Origin of the sequence: Pseudomonas savastanoi (assembly GCF_020917325.1) — a bacterium.
GTDB lineage: Bacteria > Pseudomonadota > Gammaproteobacteria > Pseudomonadales > Pseudomonadaceae > Aquipseudomonas > Aquipseudomonas amygdali.
In genome coordinates this window covers 293,797-312,714 of record NZ_CP076652.1, presented here as the reverse complement: position 1 = coordinate 312,714, position 18,918 = coordinate 293,797, and the positions used below count along the sequence as shown (strand labels likewise).

Sequence of the window (18,918 nt, the reverse complement as noted above, 5' to 3'; positions counted from 1 at the left end):
ACAGGGCTTTTCAACGCGCCAAAGCAGGGCGAACCACGCCTTGACTGGTCAGACCAGTAAGACCATAAACACGCTGCAAAGCTTGAGTTATGGCACGTCATCGTCGGATGGCATGCGCTGTGCACTGGAGACAGGCCAACATCCTACGTTTCGCCCGGAGATTTCTATGACCAAGCGTTACAGCGCCCTGCTTGCTGCACTGTTTGCCAGCCTGATGCTGAGCCAGACACCCGCCCACGCCAACGGCCTGGACGACGTTGTGGCGCGTGGCACCCTGAAGGTGGCCGTTCCGCAGGACTTCCCGCCATTCGGCTCGGTCGGCCCGGACATGAAGCCTCGCGGCCTGGACATCGACACCGCGCAACTGCTGGCCGACCAATTGAAGGTCAAGCTGGAACTGACGCCGGTCAACAGCACCAACCGCATCCCGTTCCTGACCACCGGCAAGGTCGATCTGGTGATCTCCAGCCTGGGCAAGAACCCGGATCGCGAGAAAGTCATCGATTTCTCCCGCGCGTACGCGCCGTTCTACCTGGCGGTATTCGGCCCACCTGATTCTCCGGTCAAGGACATCGCTGACCTGAAAGGCAAGACCATCAGTGTTACCCGTGGCGCGATCGAAGACATCGAACTGTCGAAAGTTGCACCGGAAGGCGCAACCATCAAGCGCTTTGAAGATAACAACTCGACCATCGCCGCCTACCTGGCTGGCCAGACCGACCTGATCGCCAGCGGCAACGTGGTGATGGTCGCTATCAGCGAGCGCAACCCCAAGCGCATTCCAGCGCTGAAAGTGAAACTCAAGGATTCGCCTGTTTATGTCGGCGTAAACAAAGGCCAGCCGGAACTGCTGGGCAAGGTCGACGAGATCCTCAACGCCGCCAAGGCTGACGGCGCGCTGGAAAAAGCGTCGCAGAAATGGCTGAAGCAACCGCTGCCTGCCGATCTCTGATCACTGCTTTCCGGTAACAGGATTCACCAATGGCTTATCATTTCGACTTTACACCGGTCCTGCAGAACATTGATGTGCTGTTGCGCGGGGCTTTGTTCACGCTGGAACTGACGGCCATTGGCACCCTGCTGGGCGTCAGCCTCGGCATTGTCGGTGCCGTCGTGAGGGCCTGGAAGATCCAGCCCTTTGCGACGATCTTTGCGATCTATGTCGAGCTGATCCGCAACACACCGTTTCTGGTCCAGCTGTTCTTCATTTTCTTCGGCCTGCCGTCGCTGGGCGTGCAGATCTCGGAATGGCAGGCAGCGGTGCTGGCGATGGTGATCAACCTGGGTGCCTACTCGACAGAAATCATTCGGGCAGGCATCCAGGCGATTCCCAAGGGACAGCTTGAAGCGTCGGCAGCGCTGGCGATGAATCGTTATGAAGCGTTTCGCTATGTGGTGCTGGTTCCGGCGCTGGGCAAGGTCTGGCCGGCACTGAGCAGCCAGATCATCATTGTGATGCTGGGCTCGGCGGTCTGCTCGCAGATTGCCACTGAAGAACTGAGCTTCTTTGCCAACTTCATTCAGTCGCGCAACTTCCGCTCGTTCGAAACCTACATTGTGACCACGCTGATTTACTTGGCGATGGCGCTGCTGATCCGGCAACTGCTGGCCTGGATCGGGCGTCGCTACATATCGAGGAACAGCTGATGGATTTCACCCTCTGGGACATCCTGCGCAATCTGCTGATCGGCCTGCAATGGACCGTTGCCCTGTCGCTGGTGGCCTTCATTGGCGGTGGCTTGATCGGCTTGCTGGTGATGGGCATGCGCACCTCGGAAAAAACCGGCCCGCGTGTGACCGCCAAGCTCTATATAGAATTGTTTCAAGGCACACCATTGCTGATGCAACTGTTTCTGGTGTTCTTCGGTGTTGCCCTGATGGGCATGAACATTTCGCCCTGGGCAGCGGCAGCGCTGGCCTTGACGCTGTTTACCAGCGCCTACCTCGCCGAGATCCTGGCGCGGCTGCGTGGAGTCGATCTCCAAGGGCCAGTGGGAAGCGTCTGCCAGCCTGGCGATGACCCCGTTCGAGCAGATGCGCTACGTGATATTGCCTCAGGCGCTGCGTATCGCAGTTGCGCCAACGGTCGGCTTTTCCGTGCAGGTGGTCAAAGGCACTGCGGTGACGTCGATCATCGGCTTCACCGAATTGACCAAGACCGGCAGTATGCTGGCCAACGCTACGTTCGAACCTTTCATGGTCTATGGCTTCGTTGCTCTGGGCTACTTCATCCTGTGCTACCCCTTGTCGCTGTGCGCGCGCCATCTGGAAAGGAGACTGCATGCCTCTGCTTAGAATTTCCGCCCTGCATAAATACTATGGCGATCATCACGTACTCAAAGGCATCGATTTGTCGGTCGAAGAGGGCCAGGTCGTGGCAATCATTGGTCGCAGCGGCTCGGGCAAAAGCACCCTGTTGCGCACGCTCAACGGCCTGGAGTCGATCAACGATGGTGTGATCGAGGTCGATGGCGAATATCTGGACGCCGCACGCGCCGATCTGCGCACCCTGCGTCAGAAGGTCGGCATGGTGTTTCAGCAGTTCAACCTGTTCCCGCATCTGAGCGTGGGCGAGAACGTGATGCTCGCGCCGCAGGTCGTGCAGAAGGTGCCCAAGGCCGAAGCCGCGAAGCTGGCGAGAAAGATGCTGGAGCGCGTCGGGCTGGGCGAGAAGTTCGACGCCTTCCCGGATCGCCTGTCCGGTGGCCAGCAGCAACGCGTGGCGATTGCCCGCGCACTGGCGATGTCGCCCAAGGTGTTGCTGTGCGACGAAATCACCTCGGCGCTGGACCCGGAGCTGGTCAACGAAGTGCTCAGCGTGGTGCGCCAGCTGGCTGCCGACGGCATGACCCTGATCATGGTGACCCACGAAATGCGCTTCGCCCGTGAAGTGGGCGACAAGCTGGTGTTCATGCACCAGGGCAAGGTGCATGAAGTGGGCGACCCGAAAGTACTCTTCGCCAACCCGAAAACCCCGGAACTGGCGAACTTCATCGGCACCGTAGACGCGTGACAAGAGCGGACGCAGAGCGTCCAGAACTGCATGCGACGCGGAGCGCCGCACGATAGTTGAGGTTGCGGAGCGCCGCACGATAGGTGAGGTTATCGTTCCGCACGCTCCAGCGTGGGAATGCCGTTCGTGACGCTCCGCGTCACAGATCTGTGCAGCGCCACGCCCTCAAGACCGGACGCAGAGGGTCCAGAACTGCATGCGACGCGGAGCGCCGCACGATAGTTGGGGTCATCGTTCCGCACGCTACAGCGTGGAATGCCTAGCAATGTTGATCGGATAGCTATGCGCCACGTTCAAGAGTAATACCGGGTATTTCCGCTGCCTGGACAGCTTCGCGTTGGCGGCAGGCATGGATCGTGGCACGATGGTCCGGTTATCGAACTGGATTTCCTGACCATGCCGCACTCAACACCCAAGAATTTTTCACTGATCGCCGCCATCGACCTGGGCTCCAACAGTTTTCATATGGTTGTGGCGAAAGCCAATCAGGGCGAAATTCGCATTCTTGAGCGCCTGGGCGAGAAGGTGCAGTTGGCCGCTGGCATCGACGAAGAACGCCAGTTGACTGAAGAATCCATGCAGCGCGGTCTCGACTGCCTGAAACGTTTTGCCCAACTGATCAATGGCCTGCCGCCCGGTGCCGTACGCATCGTGGGGACCAACGCGCTACGCGAAGCCCGCAACCGCAACGACTTCATTCATCGCGCCGAAGAGATTCTCGGCCATCCGGTGGAAGTGATCTCCGGCCGCGAAGAAGCGCGCCTCATTTATCTGGGCGTTTCGCACACGCTGGCCGACACCCCCGGCAAGCGACTGGTCGCCGACATCGGCGGCGGCAGTACCGAATTCATCATCGGCCAGCGCTTTGAGCCGCTGCTGCGTGAAAGCCTGCAGATGGGCTGCGTGAGTTTTACTCAGCGCTACTTCCGCGACGGCAAGGTGACACCCGCGCGTTACGCACAGGCCTACACCGCTGCCCGCCTGGAAATCATGAGCATCGAACATGCGCTGCATCGCCTGAAGTGGGATGAAGCCATCGGTTCGTCAGGCACCATTCGCGCTATCGGCCTTGCACTCAAAGCCAACGGTTACGGCGCTGGCGAGGTTAATGCCGAAGGGCTGGCCTGGCTCAAGCGCAAGCTGTTCAAGCTGGGTGACGTCGAAAAGATCGACTTCGACGGCATCAAGCCCGACCGTCGCGCGATTTTCCCCGCAGGCCTGGCGATTCTGGAAGCGATCTTCGATGCGCTTGAGCTCAAGCGCATGGATCACTGCGAAGGTGCCCTGCGTGAAGGCGTGCTGTACGACCTGATGGGCCGCCACCATCACGAAGACGTGCGTGAGCGCACGCTCAGCTCGCTGATGGAGCGCTACCATGTTGATCTGGAACAGGCCGCACGCGTCGAGGCCAAGGCGCTGCATGCGCTGGAGCAGGTTGCCGAAAGCTGGGAATTGCAACACGAGAGCTACGCCGAACTGCTGAGCTGGGCGGCCAAGGTGCATGAGATAGGCCTGGACATTGCTCACTATCACTACCACAAGCACGGCGCGTACCTGATCGAGCATTCTGACCTTGCCGGTTTCTCACGCGAAGATCAGCAAATGCTCGCTCTGCTGGTGCGCGGTCATCGCCGCAATATTCCCAAGGACAAGTTCGCCGATTTCGGCGCAGAAGGCATCAAGCTGATTCGCCTGTGCGTGTTGTTGCGCTTTGCGATTCTGTTTCACCACATTCGTGGCACCCAGGAGATGCCACGTGTGATCCTGCGTGCCGACGGCCCGAATCTGGACGCCGAGTTCCCCACAGGCTGGCTGGAAAACAACCAGCTGACTCAGGCCGACTTCGCGCTGGAAGCGGAGTGGCTGACCCGAGTCGGCATCGTCTTCAGCGTACGCTGAGAACCGGGTTGCTCAGGCGCTCCAGCAGGGTCGCCTGGGCGCTTCGGGCGTTCTGATTGCCGGTCGGCGTGCTGCGCACGTAACGCCCGTCTGGCTGCAACAGCCAGCTGTGGGTGTTGTCGGTCAGGTAGCTTTCCAGCTCCTTCTTCACACGCAGAATCAACTTCTTGCCTTCCACCGGGAAGCAGGTCTCAACACGCTTGTCGAGGTTGCGCTCCATCCAGTCGGCACTCGACAGGAACATCTGCTCGTCGCCGCCGTTGAGGAAGTAGAACACGCGCGTGTGCTCCAGGAATCGGCCGATGATCGAGCGCACATGGATGTTGTGCGAAACCCCGGCGATGCCCGGACGCAGGCAGCACATGCCGCGCACCACCAGATCGATGCGCACACCGGACTGACTGGCCTTGTACAACGCGCGAATGATCTTCGGATCGGTCAGCGAGTTGAACTTGGCGATGATGTGCGCTGGCTTGCCATCGAGCGCAAACTGCGTCTCGCGGGCAATCATGTCGAGCATGCCTTTCTTGAGCGTGAACGGCGCATGCAGCAGTTTCTTCATGCGCAGCGTCTTGCCCATGCCGATCAACTGGCTGAACAGTTTGCCGACGTCTTCGCACAACGCATCGTCAGAGGTCAGCAGGCTGTAGTCGGTGTAAAGACGCGCGTTACCGGCGTGATAGTTACCGGTCCCTAGGTGTGCATAACGCACGATCTCGCCAGCTTCGCGACGCAGGATCAGCATCATCTTGGCGTGGGTCTTGAAGCCGACCACACCGTAGATCACCACCGCACCGGCAGCCTGAAGACGGCTGGCCAGTTGCAGGTTGGACTCTTCGTCAAAACGGGCGCGCAGTTCGATCACCGCGGTGACCTCTTTGCCGTTACGCGCCGCATCGACCAGCGCATCGACGATTTCCGAGTTCGCACCGCTGCGGTACAGCGTCTGGCGCACAGCCAGAACGTGTGGATCCTTTGCCGCCTGACGCAGCAGGTCGACAACCGGCGTGAACGACTCGAAAGGATGCAGCAGCAGAATGTCCTGCTTGCTGATCACGCTGAAAATGTTTTCGCTGTTCTGCAGCAGTTTGGGGATCGCTGGCGTGAACGGCGGGTATTGCAATTCAGGGTGGCTGTCCAGGCCAGTAATGCTGAACAGGCGCGTCAGGTTGACCGGCCCGTTGACCTGATACAGCTCGGACTCGTTCAGGTTGAACTGCTTGAGCAGGTAGTCCGACAAATGTTTAGGGCAGGTATCCGCCACTTCCAGACGTACCGCATCGCCGTAGCGACGCGAGAACAGCTCACCGCGCAGGGCACGTGCCAGGTCTTCCACGTCTTCCGAGTCCAGCGCCAGATCGGCGTTTCGGGTCAGACGGAACTGGTAGCAGCCCTTGACCTTCATGCCCTGAAACAGGTCGTCGGCGTGAGCGTGGATCATCGACGACAGGAACACGAAGTTGTCGCCTGGGCCACAAACCTCTTCCGGCACCTTGATGACACGCGGCAGCAAACGCGGTGCCGGGATGATCGCAAGACCCGAGTCGCGACCGAAGGCGTCGATACCTTCAAGCTCGACAATGAAGTTCAGGCTCTTGTTGACCAGCAACGGGAACGGGTGCGTCGGGTCCAAACCGATCGGGGTGATGATCGGCGCGATCTCGTCACGGAAGTAGCGACGTACCCAGGCCTTGAGCTTGGCCGTCCAGTGACGACGACGAATGAAGCGGACCTGATGCTTTTCCAGCTCAGGGAGCAGAATGTCGTTGAGGATCGCGTACTGGCGATCAACATGACCATGCACCAGCTCGCTGATTCTGGCCAACGCCTGATGCGGCTGCAAACCGTCGGCCCCGGCCTGTTCACGGGCAAAGGTGATCTGTTTCTTCAGACCTGCGACACGAATCTCGAAGAACTCATCGAGGTTGCTCGAGAAGATCAGCAGAAACTTCAGCCGCTCCAGCAACGGGTAGGACTCATCGAGCGCCTGTTCCAGTACCCGGATGTTGAACTGCAATTGCGACAGTTCACGGTGGATATACAGGCTGCTGTCGTCCAGGTTCGGAGCGACGATAGCAGGCACTGTAGCGGCAGGTGCCTCAATGGCCGGGATTACTTCGATGTCAGGTTCGACCGCGGGCGTCGCCTGCGGCACATCGACTTGAACAGCGGCTTCGATGAGTGCTTCGGTATTCATGAATGATCCTGTGAGGCTATTGCCCCTTCAACAGTTGAGCGGCGCGAACAGCGAAGTAGGTAAGGATGCCGTCGGCACCGGCGCGTTTGAAGGCTGTGAGGGACTCGAGAATAACCCCTTCACTCAGCCAACCATTCTGGATTGCTGCCATGTGCATCGCGTATTCACCACTGACCTGATAGACAAAGGTCGGCACTTTGAACTCATCCTTGACCCTGTGCAGGATGTCCAGATAAGGCATGCCCGGCTTGACCATCACCATGTCGGCACCTTCAGCCAGGTCAGCTGCGACTTCGTGCAGTGCCTCGTTGCTGTTGGCCGGGTCCATCTGATAGGACGCCTTGTTGGCCTTGCCCAGATTCAGCGAAGAACCCACTGCATCACGGAACGGGCCGTAATAGGCACTGGCGTATTTGGCCGAGTAGGCCATGATCCGCACATTGACGTGCCCGGCCAGCTCCAGCGACTCACGGATGGCCTGGATGCGACCGTCCATCATGTCCGAAGGCGCGATCACCTGAGCGCCTGCATCGGCGTGCGACAAGGCCTGCTTCACCAGTGCATCGACAGTGATGTCGTTCTGCACATAGCCCTCTTCGTCGAGGATGCCGTCCTGACCATGGGTGGTAAACGGGTCCAGCGCCACATCAGTGATGACGCCCAGCTCCGGGAAACGGTCACGCAACGCGCGGGTGGCGCGTTGCGCAATGCCATCCGGGTTCCAGGCTTCAGCGCCGTCCAGAGATTTTTTCTCGGCCGGCGTTACCGGGAACAAGGCCAGCGCTGGAATGCCCAGTGCGACCCAGTGCTCGGCTTCCTCAAGCAACAGATCGACACTGAGACGCTCGACGCCAGGCATCGAGGCAATGGATTCACGACGGTTTTCACCATCGAGGACGAATACGGGGAGAATCAGATCATCAACGGTGACAACGTTTTCACGCACCAGCCTACGGGAAAAGTCGTCGCGGCGATTACGGCGCAGACGAGTGAGAGGAAACAGGCGGTTTGCGGGGGTAAAGCTCACGGCGAGACTCCTGAGCCCGCTTACGCGGGCAAGCGCGACAGTTATAAGCCGCCATTATGACCAATGTGTGACAGTCATGGTTCGACCTGCGACTGCACGTCGCGGTCATGGCCCTTATGAGGATCCAACCATTGTGGTTGTAAGAATCTTTAACGTCGAGACACATATCGACACTTTCATCATTGTCTTGGGCGCGTTAGGCTGCGCGTTCATTTCGCCAGCATCCAGACAATGCTCCAGAATTTCTTGAACGAATTCGGCTACTTTGCCCTGTTCCTCGGCACCTTTTTTGAAGGCGAGACCATTCTGGTTCTCGCCGGCTTTCTGGCGTTTCGCGGATACATGGACCTCAATATCGTCATCCTCGTTGCCTTCTGCGGCAGCTATGCGGGTGACCAGTTGTGGTATTTCATGGGGCGCAAACACGGCCGCAAGCTCCTGGCGCGCAAGCCCCGCTGGCAACTCATGGGCGACAAGGCCCTGCGGCTAGTGCGCAAGCACCCGGATATATGGGTACTGAGCTTCCGCTTCGTGTATGGCCTGCGAACGGTCATGCCGGTGGCCATCGGCCTGTCAGGCTACCCACCGGGGCGTTACCTGCTGCTTAACGGTATCGGCGCGGCTGTCTGGGCGGCTGCACTGGGTTCGGCGGCCTACCATTTCGGCGCGGTTCTCGAGGGCTTGCTGGGCAACGTCAAGAAATACGAACTCTGGGTGCTGGGTGCGCTGATATTGCTCGGCCTTGGTCTGTGGCTGCGCCGACGCATCAAGAACGCGCGTATTGCCCGTGAAGAGCGTGAAGAAAAAAGCCGCTTCTGTGCATCTGCAGCGGCGTCCGATCTGGATACACCTGTCCCCGTGCCCGTCGACCTGACGAAAAAATCAGACGAGTAATTTCTCCGTTTCCTTCCCCGAGTGCAGGCTGACAGGCCTCACTCGGCGGCAGTGCGCCGCCGCTGCCTGACCTTGCGAGCATCACCCTTCCCCACGCATTTTGCGTAGTCTGTAACGCGTCAACTGAACACTCGGCCCATAAAGCGATCAATTAATGGACGAATTAAAAGAAGCCTTAGATTGCTCAAGTACAAGGAGCCGAATCGATGCAGAAAAAAGTGGCTGTAATCCTGTCCGGTTGTGGCGTCTATGACGGTGCCGAAATCCATGAAAGCGTCCTCACCCTGCTTCGTCTGGATCAACGTGGTGCGCAGGTCCAGTGCTTTGCGCCGAACATCGCCCAGCATCACGTCATCAACCACCTGACTGGCGAGGAAATGCCCGAGTCGCGCAATGTGCTGATCGAATCTGCGCGCATTGCACGGGGTGACGTGAAGGACATCCGCGATGCAAACGCAGAAGACTTTGACGCCCTGATTATCCCGGGCGGTTTCGGCTCGGCGAAGAACCTTTCCGACCTTGCCCTGCAAGGCCCTGCCTGCCAGGTGGAAGCCGGGCTGCTGGAACTCGCAGAGGCGTTCGCAGAAGCAGGCAAACCGGTCGGGCTGATCTGCATCACCCCGGCACTTGCAGCGAAGATCTACGGTCCCGGCGTTACCTGCACCATCGGCAACGACCCTGATACCGCTGCGGCCATTACCAAGATGGGCGGCAGCCACGCGCCATGCGCTGTCGATGACATCGTCGAAGACGAAGCACGAAAACTGGTCTGCACGCCCGCCTACATGGTTGCCAAAAGCATCAGTGAGGCTGCATCGGGCATTAACAAGCTGGTTGACCGCGTGCTGGAGCTGACGCACGAGGGCAATGCCTGACCTGCCGCGGGACAAATCCAATGCACCGCCCGTCAGACGAGCGGTGTTTTACAAGCCAGCCATAGTGATCCATCACGGCCTTATGCTTTACTGTATGCATAAACAGTATTTGAGTAATGCCAGATGTCCAGCCCCTATACGGTTCGTGGTCGCGGTACTGCCAGCAATCCGCATAATCGCTTTGCACCCAGCCAGTCCGTGGCCGAGGACGACGGCTGGTACCAGGAAGTGCCACTGACCCAAGGCACTCAGGTCACCAGCGAAACCGCCAAAAGCATCATTACCCGCAACAGCTCGCCGGATATCCCCTTTGATCGCTCGATCAACCCTTACCGCGGCTGCGAGCACGGCTGCATTTATTGTTTCGCCAGGCCCAGCCATGCCTACTGGGACATGTCGCCGGGCCTTGATTTCGAAACAAAGCTGATCGCCAAGACAAACGCCGCAGCGCTGCTGGAGCAACAGCTCTCCAAGCCAGGCTACCGCTGTGCGCCCATCACGCTGGGAGCCAATACCGACCCGTATCAGCCTATCGAACGTGAATACCGCATCACTCGCGCCACGCTTGAGGTGCTGCTGCGCTATCGGCACCCGGTCAGCATCATTACCAAGGGCTCGCTGATCCTCCGCGACCTGGACCTGCTCGCAGAGATGGCCAGACTTCGGCTGGTGTCAGTCTTCATCAGCCTGACTACACTGGATGACGAGCTCAAATGCATCCTTGAACCCAGGGCAGCAGCGCCCAAGGCTCGCTTGCGGGCCATTCGGGTGTTGCGTCAGGCGGGCGTACCCGTCGGGGTGCTGTGCGCACCCATGATTCCGATGATCAATGACAGCGAACTGGAGGCGCTGCTGAGCGAGGCGAAAGCTGCAGGCGCGCTAAGCGCAAGTTACGTGATGCTGCGCCTGCCGCTGGAGGTCGCGCCGCTGTTCGACGAATGGCTGAAGACGCACTACCCGCAACGCGCCGAACATGTGATGAGCCTGATTCGTCAAAGCCGCGGCGGAGCGCTGTACGACAGTCAGTTTGGCTCAAGGATGCGCGGTGAAGGACCGTTTGCTGATCTACTGGCTCAACGCTATGCCCTGGCAATCAAACGGCTTGGATTGAACAAACGTGGCGGGTTTGCACTCGATTGCGATGCTTTTTGTCCGCCAGGAGGACAAATGTCACTGCTGTGACGAACTTGGTACTATCGTGCAAACCCGCGTCCCAGAGCCATTGCATTCAGTTTCGCTTAAGCTTGGGCGATTAGTCTGTAACTCGGAGTGTCACCAGCGATAGCGCTCAAGGGATTTGTTCGTGATGCCATTTACAGGGATCACATCCGGCTCTGGTCAAACAGGCAGAAGAATCCACATCAATCCGTCAGAGAGGATGAAGACATGACAGACATCGGTAAACAGCATTCGGCTACGTCGTCCAGCACATCAAGCCATTCAGACAGCGCCGACGTAGCGTTGAAACACATCGTCGATGGCTTTGTACATTTTCGTAACGAGGTCTTCCCCCAGCAGGAAGAACTGTTCAAGAAGCTGGCGACTGCCCAATCGCCACGGGCCATGTTCATCACCTGCGCCGACTCGCGCATCGTGCCCGAATTGATCACCCAAAGTTCGCCTGGCGACCTGTTCGTCACGCGTAACGTCGGCAACGTCGTCCCGCCGTATGGCCAGATGAACGGCGGCGTGTCCACCGCTCTGGAATACGCAGTGGTTGCACTGGGCGTGCAGCACATCATCGTTTGCGGACACTCTGACTGCGGCGCCATGCGCGCAGTGCTCAACCCTGACAGCCTGGACAAGATGCCTACGGTAAAAGCCTGGTTGCGTCATGCCGAGGTTGCCCGCACGGTAGTCGAGCAGAACTGCAGCTGCAGCGGCGAACTGGAAACCATGCAGGTCCTGACTCAGGAAAACGTGATTTCCCAGTTGCAACACCTGCGCACCCACCCTTCGGTCGCAGCAAAAATGGCCAGCGGCCAATTGTTCATTCACGGCTGGGTCTACAGCATCGAAACCAGCGAAATCCTGGCTTATGACGCCGAGCTCGATCGTTTCATACCGCTCGACGGTTCGGGACCGACGCCGATGGCTTCACCGAAAGCACGCTTTTCAGCCGACTGATCACCAGTCCGACTGACGGCAAGCCCTTCTTTATCAGCTGATGGCGGCTGCGCAGGATGCGCGTCGCCCGTCTTGCCTCGTCTGAAGAATTCCGGAGAAGCGTCATGGGTATTACAGCATTGAAAACCGCTTTACCACGGGAGCTGCTCGCTTCCGTGGTCGTGTTTCTGGTCGCCCTGCCGCTGTGCATGGGGATCGCCATTGCATCCGGCATGCCTCCGGCCAAAGGTCTGATCACCGGCATCGTGGGCGGGCTGATAGTCGGCTGGATAGCCGGTTCGCCGTTGCAGGTCAGCGGTCCCGCAGCCGGTCTGGCAGTACTGGTTTTTGAAGTGGTACGCGAGCACGGCATGGCCATGCTGGGTCCTATTCTGGTACTCGCCGGGTTGCTTCAACTGCTGGCAGGTCGATTCAAGCTTGGCTGCTGGTTCCGGGTCACGGCACCTGCGGTGGTCTATGGCATGCTCGCCGGTATCGGCGTGTTGATCGTACTGTCACAGGCACACGTGATGTTCGACAGCGGTCCCAAACCTTCCGGGCTGGACAATCTGATCGCCTTCCCTTCCACACTGATCCAGGCCTTCGGACCAGGCACCGGCATGCAGGCCGGTATGCTCGGTCTGGGCACCATGCTGATCATGTGGGGCTGGGAAAAACTTCGTCCGCAGTCTTTGCGCTTCGTACCCGGCGCGCTGCTGGGCGTGGGTATCGCAACCGGCATCAGCCTGTTCATGGCCTTGCAGGTGAAGCGTGTCGAAGTGCCTGACAACCTGGCCGACGCCATTGACTGGCTGCGTCCGACCGACCTGATGAATCTGGCCGACCCGGCCATTCTGGTTGCCGCTATCGTCGTAGCATTCATTGCCAGTGCCGAAACCCTGCTGTCCGCCTCGGCGGTTGACCGCATGCACAGTGGCCAGCGTTCGGACTTCGACAAGGAACTCAGCGCGCAAGGCGTGGGCAATATGCTCTGCGGCGTGCTCGGTGCATTGCCGATGACCGGCGTTATTGTGCGCAGCTCGGCCAATGTCCAGGCCGGTGCCACCACGCGCTTCTCGACGATCTTCCACGGTCTGTGGCTGCTGGCGTTCGTGTTGCTGCTGTCGAGCGTACTGCAGAGCATTCCGGTCGCGAGTCTGGCTGGTGTGCTGGTCTACACCGGCCTGAAGCTGGTCGATCTGAAGGCATTTCGTGGTCTGGGCCGCTATGGCCGGATGCCGATGTTCACGTACGCGGCGACTGCCGTGGCGATCATCTTCACCGACCTGCTGACCGGTGTACTGGTCGGTTTCGGTCTGACCCTGGTGAAGCTGGCGTTCAAGGCTTCGCGCCTGAAGATCAATGTGGTCGAACTGGCGGGCGAGAAGGAATTCGAGCTGCGCCTGGTCGGTGCCGCAACGTTCCTCAAGGTGCCGGCGCTGACTCAGGCTCTGGGCACTATCCCGCAGGGCAGCACCGTGCATGTGCCTCTGGGCAATCTGTCCTACATAGACCACTCGTGCCTGGAGCTGCTGGAAGAGTGGGGACGTTCCAATGCCGCGCATGGCACCCGACTGCTCATTGAGCCGCGCGGGTTGAAGCGTCGTCTTGAAGGGCGGATCTACACAACAACGGGGATAGGCTCGGGCGCGGCCTGATAGTCAAAGCCTTGGGCTACAGCCTGGAATGATGGGAGCCGGATGGGTCTTCGCGTAGCAGCGGAGCGATATCCGGCTCCTTCCATTGCGGGCGAAGACATTGATTCGGGCCTTTGAATCAGATGACGGAGCGTTCCAGCTCCAGGCCGATACCCAATTGACGTGACAGACTTGGCCAGCGCTTCCACGCTGCCCCTGTATCAGGGCTGGTCAGTTTTTCGCGGTAAGCCTCGACCGAGTCCAGCGCGAAACTTTCATCATCAAGCAGCTTGTCGACGGCATGGTGAACCGCCTCGTCCAGCTGGTTGGCAAATTGCTCGCCGATCAACTGGTGGGCAATCACGCTGGCAACCGTGGTATTTGACGGTATCAGCGGCTGACCAAAATGCTTGATGTACAGATCGTTCACCTCCTCGACCAGTCTGTGTGCCAGATAGGCCTCGTCCAGCAGGCTTTCCAGCCCTTCATGTCCGTCCATGATGGAAGGGGGTGCTGCGAAAAAATGCTCTGCGATTTTCAGTACCGGTTTTATCTGCCCTTCGATACCGGCTTCTACGGCGACCTCGTGAGCAGCGTCCAGCAGGTCGGGGACCAAGTCTATGTAAGCAGTGACGAAACGCGTCAACACGTCCTTCGCGTCGACATCCGGGAGGTGAATGGCAGGATGAAGATGTGGGAGCTTCTGTTCCAACTGTTGCAGCAAGTGGCCGGTCTCGGCTTCATGTTGATGGGCTAGTTGTATCTGCTCGCGCAATGCGGCGGTGTTCATGGCAGTGGGGACTCCTGAGGGCATTAAACCCCGTGGTTTGGTTATGGAGAGTCATACGTTAGCTCGGTTAACTAAATGCCTAAGACATTTTTGCTATAACCGAAACGCATTTATATGCATTGGCTATATCAAAGCGTTTTTTGCTCAGTTTCTGACCATTTGCCTACAGTGGCGCATAAATACGGCACCTTGCGCTGATGTAAGCAGGCTACTCTGAAGCCGCCCGCAGCCCTTTCGACACGCTGTCTGACATAAAAAGTGAGCCCGGCATGACTCAGCCTCTTTTATCCAAGCGGCTTGCTCTGCGTTTGATCTGTTTGCTGGTGATCATGTTCATCTGCGGATTTGCATTACCGTCGCTCTATGGTTTGCTGACCGGGCATGACAGAAACCGGGACCAGGACGCTTCGCGACAGATCGAGGTGCAGTTCACCGCGACAAACTCTGCGGGGATGGTCTGGGCGTTCTACCCGCGTGCCAGCCAGATGCAAATCAACCCTGGTGCCCTCAACGAAATGATTTTCGTGGCGCAGAACCCTACTGACAAACCGATGAAAGCCCAGGCTGTACCAGGTATTTCGCCGGGGGAGGCGGCAGAGTGGTTTCACAAGACCGAATGTTTCTGCTTCACCCAGCAGACCTTACAGCCGGGTGAGCGTGTCGAGATGCCCGTGCGCTTCATCGTCGACCGCGATTTGCCCAAAGAGGTGAAACGCCTGACCCTCGCCTATACGCTGTTCGATGTCACTGCGCCCTAGGCGCTCGAAGCCATATAAGCCATCATCCCCAGCCGCATGCCGATCACTACCCGCGTTGATGCCATGACCCGTATCCAGAAAACCGTTTTTATCGCTGCCGCCATTGTTGCCCTCGTTCTGGGCCTGATCCTCAGCCAGTTGCTGCCGGGCAGCGGGTCAGAGGATCAGGCGGCGCTTAACGATGCAGGTATTGTGCTGCTACCGAAAAGCCGCCAGTTGCCAGCCTTGAGCATGTCGGACCAGAACGGCGCAGCGGTGGCCCTTGATGACTTGAAAGGCAAATGGACGCTGATGTTCTTCGGCTACACCTTCTGCCCGGACATCTGCCCCACTACCCTGGCGCAGATAAAGCAGATCAGGACCGAGCTGCCTGAAAAGGTGGTCGAGCGCATGCGTGTGGTGCTGGTCAGCGTCGACCCTGACCGCGACACGCCGCAGCAGCTCAAGCAATACCTGGGTTATTTCGACAAGCAGTACATCGGCCTCACGGCACCTGTCGCAGATATCCAGAAGCTGGCCAATGCAGTGAGCATCCCTTTCATTCCGGCCGATACCAGCAAACCGAACTACTTTGTCGACCACAGCGGCAACCTGGCTTTAATCGGGCCGGACGGCACCCAGCGAGGCTTTATCCGCGCGCCGCTGAACAACCAGAAGCTGGTGAAGCAATTGCCGGGGCTGCTGGAAAGGGATTAGGGCCTGTGAGATTACTGCGGGAGTGACCGGGGCGGCGATCCGCATTGCTCACGAAGACTTGGTCCAAACGCTCTATTTTCTGGAGGCTTTACCGGCCTCTTCGCGAGCAAGCTCGCTCCCACGACGCGCCTGTATAACTATGAGCACAGAGCGTGGGAGCGATAAGGTGTTCCCGACGCTCTGCGTCACAAGGGACGCAGAGCATCGGCACGAGAACCACAAGGTGCGATCAGATCAGAACGCCGGAACCACAGCGCCTTTGTACTTTTCGGCCAGGAAGGTTTTCACTTCAGGGCTCTGCAGGGCCGCCACCAGCTTTTTCATCGCGTCTGAATCCTTGTTGTCCGGGCGGGCAACCAGAATGTTCGCGTAGGGCGAATCGGCACCTTCGATGATCAGTGCGTCCTTGGTCGGCTCAAGCTTGGCGCTCAAGGCATAATTAGTGTTGATCAGCGCCAGATCGACCTGAGTCAGTACGCGGGGCAGCGTAGCCGCTTCCAGCTCACGGAACTTGAGGTCTTTCGGGTTATTCACGACATCCGAAGGCTTGGACAGGATATTGGTCGGATCCTTCAAGGTAATCAGACCTGCCTTGGCCAGCAGCAGCAAGGCACGGCCTTCATTGGTGGCGTCGTTTGGCAGGGCAACGTTGGCACCATTGGGCAGTTCTTCCAGCGTCTTGAACTTGTCCGAGTACGCACCGAACGGTTCTACGTGAACCTTGGCCACGGCCACCAGATCTGTGCCCTTGCCCTTGTTGAACTCATCCAGATACGGCTGGTGCTGGAAGAAGTTAGCGTCCATACGGTTCTGCGACACCTGTACGTTCGGCTGGATGTAGTCGTTGAACACCTTAATGTTCAAGTCCACGCCCTCTTTGGCCAGCGTCGGTTTGACGAACTCGAGAATCTCGGCGTGCGGCACGGCAGAGGCCGCGACGGTCAGGGTTTCGTTGGCCTGCGCGGACAAGGCAGTAACAGCGGCAAATATGGCCAATAGTTTTTTCATGCAACAACTCCTTTGGGCCCGCACAGGCGGGCCGATACCAACGGTTCGATCAACGATGTGTGAAATGCGCGACCAGTCTGTCGCCGATGGTTTGCAGAATCTGCACCAGCACCAGCAACAATACGACCGTCACGAACATCACATCGTTCTGGAAGCGTTGATAACCATATCGGATGGCCAGATCTCCCAGCCCGCCAGCGCCCACAGCACCGGCCATGGCGGTGAACGACACCAGCGCAATGGCGGTAACAGTGATTGCAGCCAGAATGCCAGGGCGCGCTTCAGGCAGCAGCGCCTTGACGATGATCTGCCGAGTCGTCGCGCCCATGGCCTGCGTGGCTTCGATGATGCCGCGATCCACTTCGCGCAATGCTGTCTCTACCAGACGCGCAAAGAACGGCGTGGCACCGGCGATCAGCGGCGGCAACGTGCCTAGGATGCCCAGGGACGTGCCGGTAATGATTTCGGTGAGCGGCATCATCACGATCAGCAGGATGATGAACGGCAACGCACGCAGCATGTTCACAATCAACCCGACCGTGGCGTACAGCTGCTTGTGTTCCAGCAACTGCCGCGGCGAAGTGAGGAACATCAGCACACCCAGCGGCAGGCCAAGCAGGATGGTGAAGCCCAGCGAAACACCGAGCATGATCAACGTGTCGCCGGTGGCGACCCAGATCTCGTACCAGTCGACATTGGAAAACAGGTTCAGAAAAGCGTCCATCAGCGCAGCACCTCCATATGAACGTCGGCGGCGGTGAAGCGCGCAAAGGCAGCGTCCATATCGCCGCCGGTGATGGCCAGCGTCAACTGCCCGTAAGGGGTGTCCTTGATGCGGTCGATGCGTCCGGCAAGAATGCTGTAGTCGACGCCGGTTTCGCGTGCCACGGTGCCCAGCAGAGGCGCATACGTCGCCTCGCCCTGAAAGGTCAGGCGCACGATACGGCCTTGAACATGAGCGAAGTCGTCACGCTGTTCGTTTTCATCGATCTGATCATCTTCCTGCACAAAACGCTTGGTCGTCGGGTGCTGCGGATGCAGAAACACATCGGCGACCTTGCCTTGCTCGACAATCACGCCAGCGTCCATGACCGCCACCTGGTCACAGACGCGACGAATCACGTCCATTTCATGGGTGATGAGCACGATGGTCAGCTTCAACTCTCGGTTGATCTCGGCCAACAGTTGCAAAACCGACGCAGTGGTCTGCGGGTCCAGCGCGCTGGTGGCTTCGTCGCACAGCAGGATTTTCGGTTTGGTCGCCAGGGCGCGGGCGATGCCGACGCGCTGCTTCTGGCCGCCGGACAATTGCGCCGGGTATTTTTTCGCATGATCGGACAATCCAACCCGCTCCAGCAGCTCAGCCACGCGCTGGTCGATCTGCTTGCGGGGCATATCACCGGCCAGCGTCAGCGGCATCGCAACATTATCGGCCACGGTTTTGGAGGCCAGCAGATTGAAGTGCTGGAAAATCATCCCGACCTGTTGGCGGAAGCGGCGCAGGCCATTGGCATCCAGCGCCGTGACGTCTTCACCATCAACCACGATCTGTCCACCGCTCGGGGTCTCCAGACGGTTGATCAGGCGCAGTAAGGTACTTTTACCAGCGCCGGAATGGCCGATGATGCCGAACACCTGGCCGCCGTCGACGCGCAAGCTGGTAGGGTGCAGGGCCGGTATTTCCTTGCCTGCCACCCGATAGGTTTTGTGGACGTTATGAAACTCGATCACGGAGCGAACCTTGTGGGGCGCGTTAAAAAATCAGCGCAGTGGCAGGACGCCACCTGCTTCGTTACCTCGGCCGGATAAAGCCGGGCGCGCATTTTAGCCTGTCCGGCCCGCTGTGCTTAGCATTTATTTGCAGGCTGCCCTGCGCAACGGGCATAACGCGACCGTTGGTAAAGATGTGCAACAAATAAAGGGAACGGCTGTTTTAGGCCTCGGTCACTTCTTGGATACCGTGATTTCCCGCTTACGCCAGGGAAGTCGTATTCAGCGAACCCAACTCAACGATTGGG

The 18,918-nt window shown here is 58.7% G+C and carries 17 protein-coding genes and 1 pseudogene; 12 read left to right on the top strand and 6 right to left on the bottom strand.

The genetic code is table 11. From position 1 onward, the window contains the following. Positions 1-166 precede the first annotated feature (166 nt). The 5 genes and pseudogenes from KP808_RS01450 to ppx all read left to right on the top strand — a co-directional run bounded on the left by KP808_RS01450 (position 167) and on the right by ppx (position 4,912). Complete coding sequence (locus tag KP808_RS01450; protein ID WP_002551557.1) at positions 167-952, top strand: transporter substrate-binding domain-containing protein; 786 nt, start codon at positions 167-169, stop codon at positions 950-952. A gap of 29 nt (positions 953-981) precedes the next feature. Next, positions 982-1,647 carry an amino acid ABC transporter permease gene (locus KP808_RS01445; RefSeq protein ID WP_004666535.1) on the top strand — a complete coding sequence of 222 codons (666 nt, stop codon included), beginning with the start codon at positions 982-984 and terminating at the stop codon, positions 1,645-1,647. After that, positions 1,644-2,295, top strand: a pseudogene (locus KP808_RS01440) (amino acid ABC transporter permease). The gene KP808_RS01445 and the pseudogene KP808_RS01440 overlap by 4 nt, the downstream one beginning before the upstream one ends. Then, entirely contained in the window at positions 2,282-3,013 is a 732-nt protein-coding gene (locus KP808_RS01435; RefSeq protein ID WP_230017314.1) for an amino acid ABC transporter ATP-binding protein, read from the top strand. The pseudogene KP808_RS01440 and the gene KP808_RS01435 overlap by 14 nt, the downstream one beginning before the upstream one ends. A 396-nt stretch (positions 3,014-3,409) precedes the next feature. After that, on the top strand, positions 3,410-4,912 hold the full coding sequence (ppx, locus tag KP808_RS01430) for an exopolyphosphatase (RefSeq protein WP_005731673.1): 1,503 nt from the start codon (positions 3,410-3,412) through the stop codon (positions 4,910-4,912). Here ppx and ppk1 read toward each other — a convergent pair. Further along, positions 4,899-7,109, bottom strand: a complete 2,211-nt coding sequence (ppk1, locus tag KP808_RS01425; RefSeq protein WP_230017313.1) for a polyphosphate kinase 1 — start codon at positions 7,107-7,109, stop codon at positions 4,899-4,901. The two genes, ppx and ppk1, sit on opposite strands and share 14 nt — an antisense overlap. A 16-nt stretch (positions 7,110-7,125) precedes the next feature. Further along, entirely contained in the window at positions 7,126-8,136 is a 1,011-nt protein-coding gene (hemB, locus tag KP808_RS01420; protein ID WP_004655202.1) for a porphobilinogen synthase, read from the bottom strand. A 231-nt stretch (positions 8,137-8,367) separates the two neighbouring features. On the opposite strand from hemB, the gene KP808_RS01415 reads away from it, so the two are divergent. The 5 genes from KP808_RS01415 to KP808_RS01395 all read left to right on the top strand — a co-directional run bounded on the left by KP808_RS01415 (position 8,368) and on the right by KP808_RS01395 (position 13,669). Then, positions 8,368-9,030: a DedA family protein gene (locus KP808_RS01415; RefSeq protein ID WP_004655204.1), complete on the top strand. Its 663-nt coding sequence runs from the start codon at positions 8,368-8,370 to the stop codon at positions 9,028-9,030. Positions 9,031-9,236: 206 nt separating this feature from the next. Beyond that, the gene (elbB, locus tag KP808_RS01410; protein ID WP_230017312.1) at positions 9,237-9,905 is read left to right on the top strand and encodes an isoprenoid biosynthesis glyoxalase ElbB; all 669 of its coding nucleotides are present in this window, start codon (positions 9,237-9,239) and stop codon (positions 9,903-9,905) included. Between the two features lie 123 nt (positions 9,906-10,028). Next, on the top strand, positions 10,029-11,087 hold the full coding sequence (locus KP808_RS01405) for a PA0069 family radical SAM protein (protein WP_230017311.1): 1,059 nt from the start codon (positions 10,029-10,031) through the stop codon (positions 11,085-11,087). 204 nt (positions 11,088-11,291) lie between these two features. Beyond that, complete coding sequence (locus KP808_RS01400) at positions 11,292-12,032, top strand: carbonic anhydrase (protein ID WP_003432243.1); 741 nt, start codon at positions 11,292-11,294, stop codon at positions 12,030-12,032. A gap of 104 nt (positions 12,033-12,136) precedes the next feature. Continuing rightward, positions 12,137-13,669, top strand: a complete 1,533-nt coding sequence (locus tag KP808_RS01395; protein ID WP_230017310.1) for a SulP family inorganic anion transporter — start codon at positions 12,137-12,139, stop codon at positions 13,667-13,669. Positions 13,670-13,787: 118 nt separating this feature from the next. On the opposite strand, the gene KP808_RS01390 is transcribed toward KP808_RS01395, so the two are convergent. Further along, the gene (locus KP808_RS01390; RefSeq protein ID WP_002551545.1) at positions 13,788-14,438 is read right to left on the bottom strand and encodes a hypothetical protein; all 651 of its coding nucleotides are present in this window, start codon (positions 14,436-14,438) and stop codon (positions 13,788-13,790) included. 269 nt (positions 14,439-14,707) lie between these two features. Here KP808_RS01390 and KP808_RS01385 point away from each other — a divergent pair, with 269 nt between their 5' ends. Together KP808_RS01385 and KP808_RS01380 are read left to right on the top strand one after the other, a co-directional pair. After that, a complete protein-coding gene (locus KP808_RS01385) occupies positions 14,708-15,196 on the top strand; it encodes a cytochrome c oxidase assembly protein (RefSeq protein WP_230017309.1) in 489 nt (162 codons plus the stop codon). A 63-nt stretch (positions 15,197-15,259) separates the two neighbouring features. After that, the gene (locus KP808_RS01380; protein ID WP_029241043.1) at positions 15,260-15,892 is read left to right on the top strand and encodes an SCO family protein; all 633 of its coding nucleotides are present in this window, start codon (positions 15,260-15,262) and stop codon (positions 15,890-15,892) included. A gap of 234 nt (positions 15,893-16,126) precedes the next feature. Here KP808_RS01380 and KP808_RS01375 read toward each other — a convergent pair whose 3' ends face one another. Genes KP808_RS01375 through KP808_RS01365 form a run of 3 tightly spaced genes read right to left on the bottom strand, consistent with a single transcriptional unit; the run spans position 16,127 to position 18,631 of the window. Then, the gene (locus KP808_RS01375; protein ID WP_044318546.1) at positions 16,127-16,900 is read right to left on the bottom strand and encodes a MetQ/NlpA family ABC transporter substrate-binding protein; all 774 of its coding nucleotides are present in this window, start codon (positions 16,898-16,900) and stop codon (positions 16,127-16,129) included. 49 nt (positions 16,901-16,949) lie between these two features. Continuing rightward, positions 16,950-17,624, bottom strand: a complete 675-nt coding sequence (locus tag KP808_RS01370; RefSeq protein ID WP_004666537.1) for a methionine ABC transporter permease — start codon at positions 17,622-17,624, stop codon at positions 16,950-16,952. Beyond that, a complete protein-coding gene (locus KP808_RS01365; protein WP_122281539.1) occupies positions 17,624-18,631 on the bottom strand; it encodes a methionine ABC transporter ATP-binding protein in 1,008 nt (335 codons plus the stop codon). Before KP808_RS01365 ends, KP808_RS01370 begins: the two co-directional genes overlap by 1 nt. Positions 18,632-18,918: the final 287 nt, after the last annotated feature.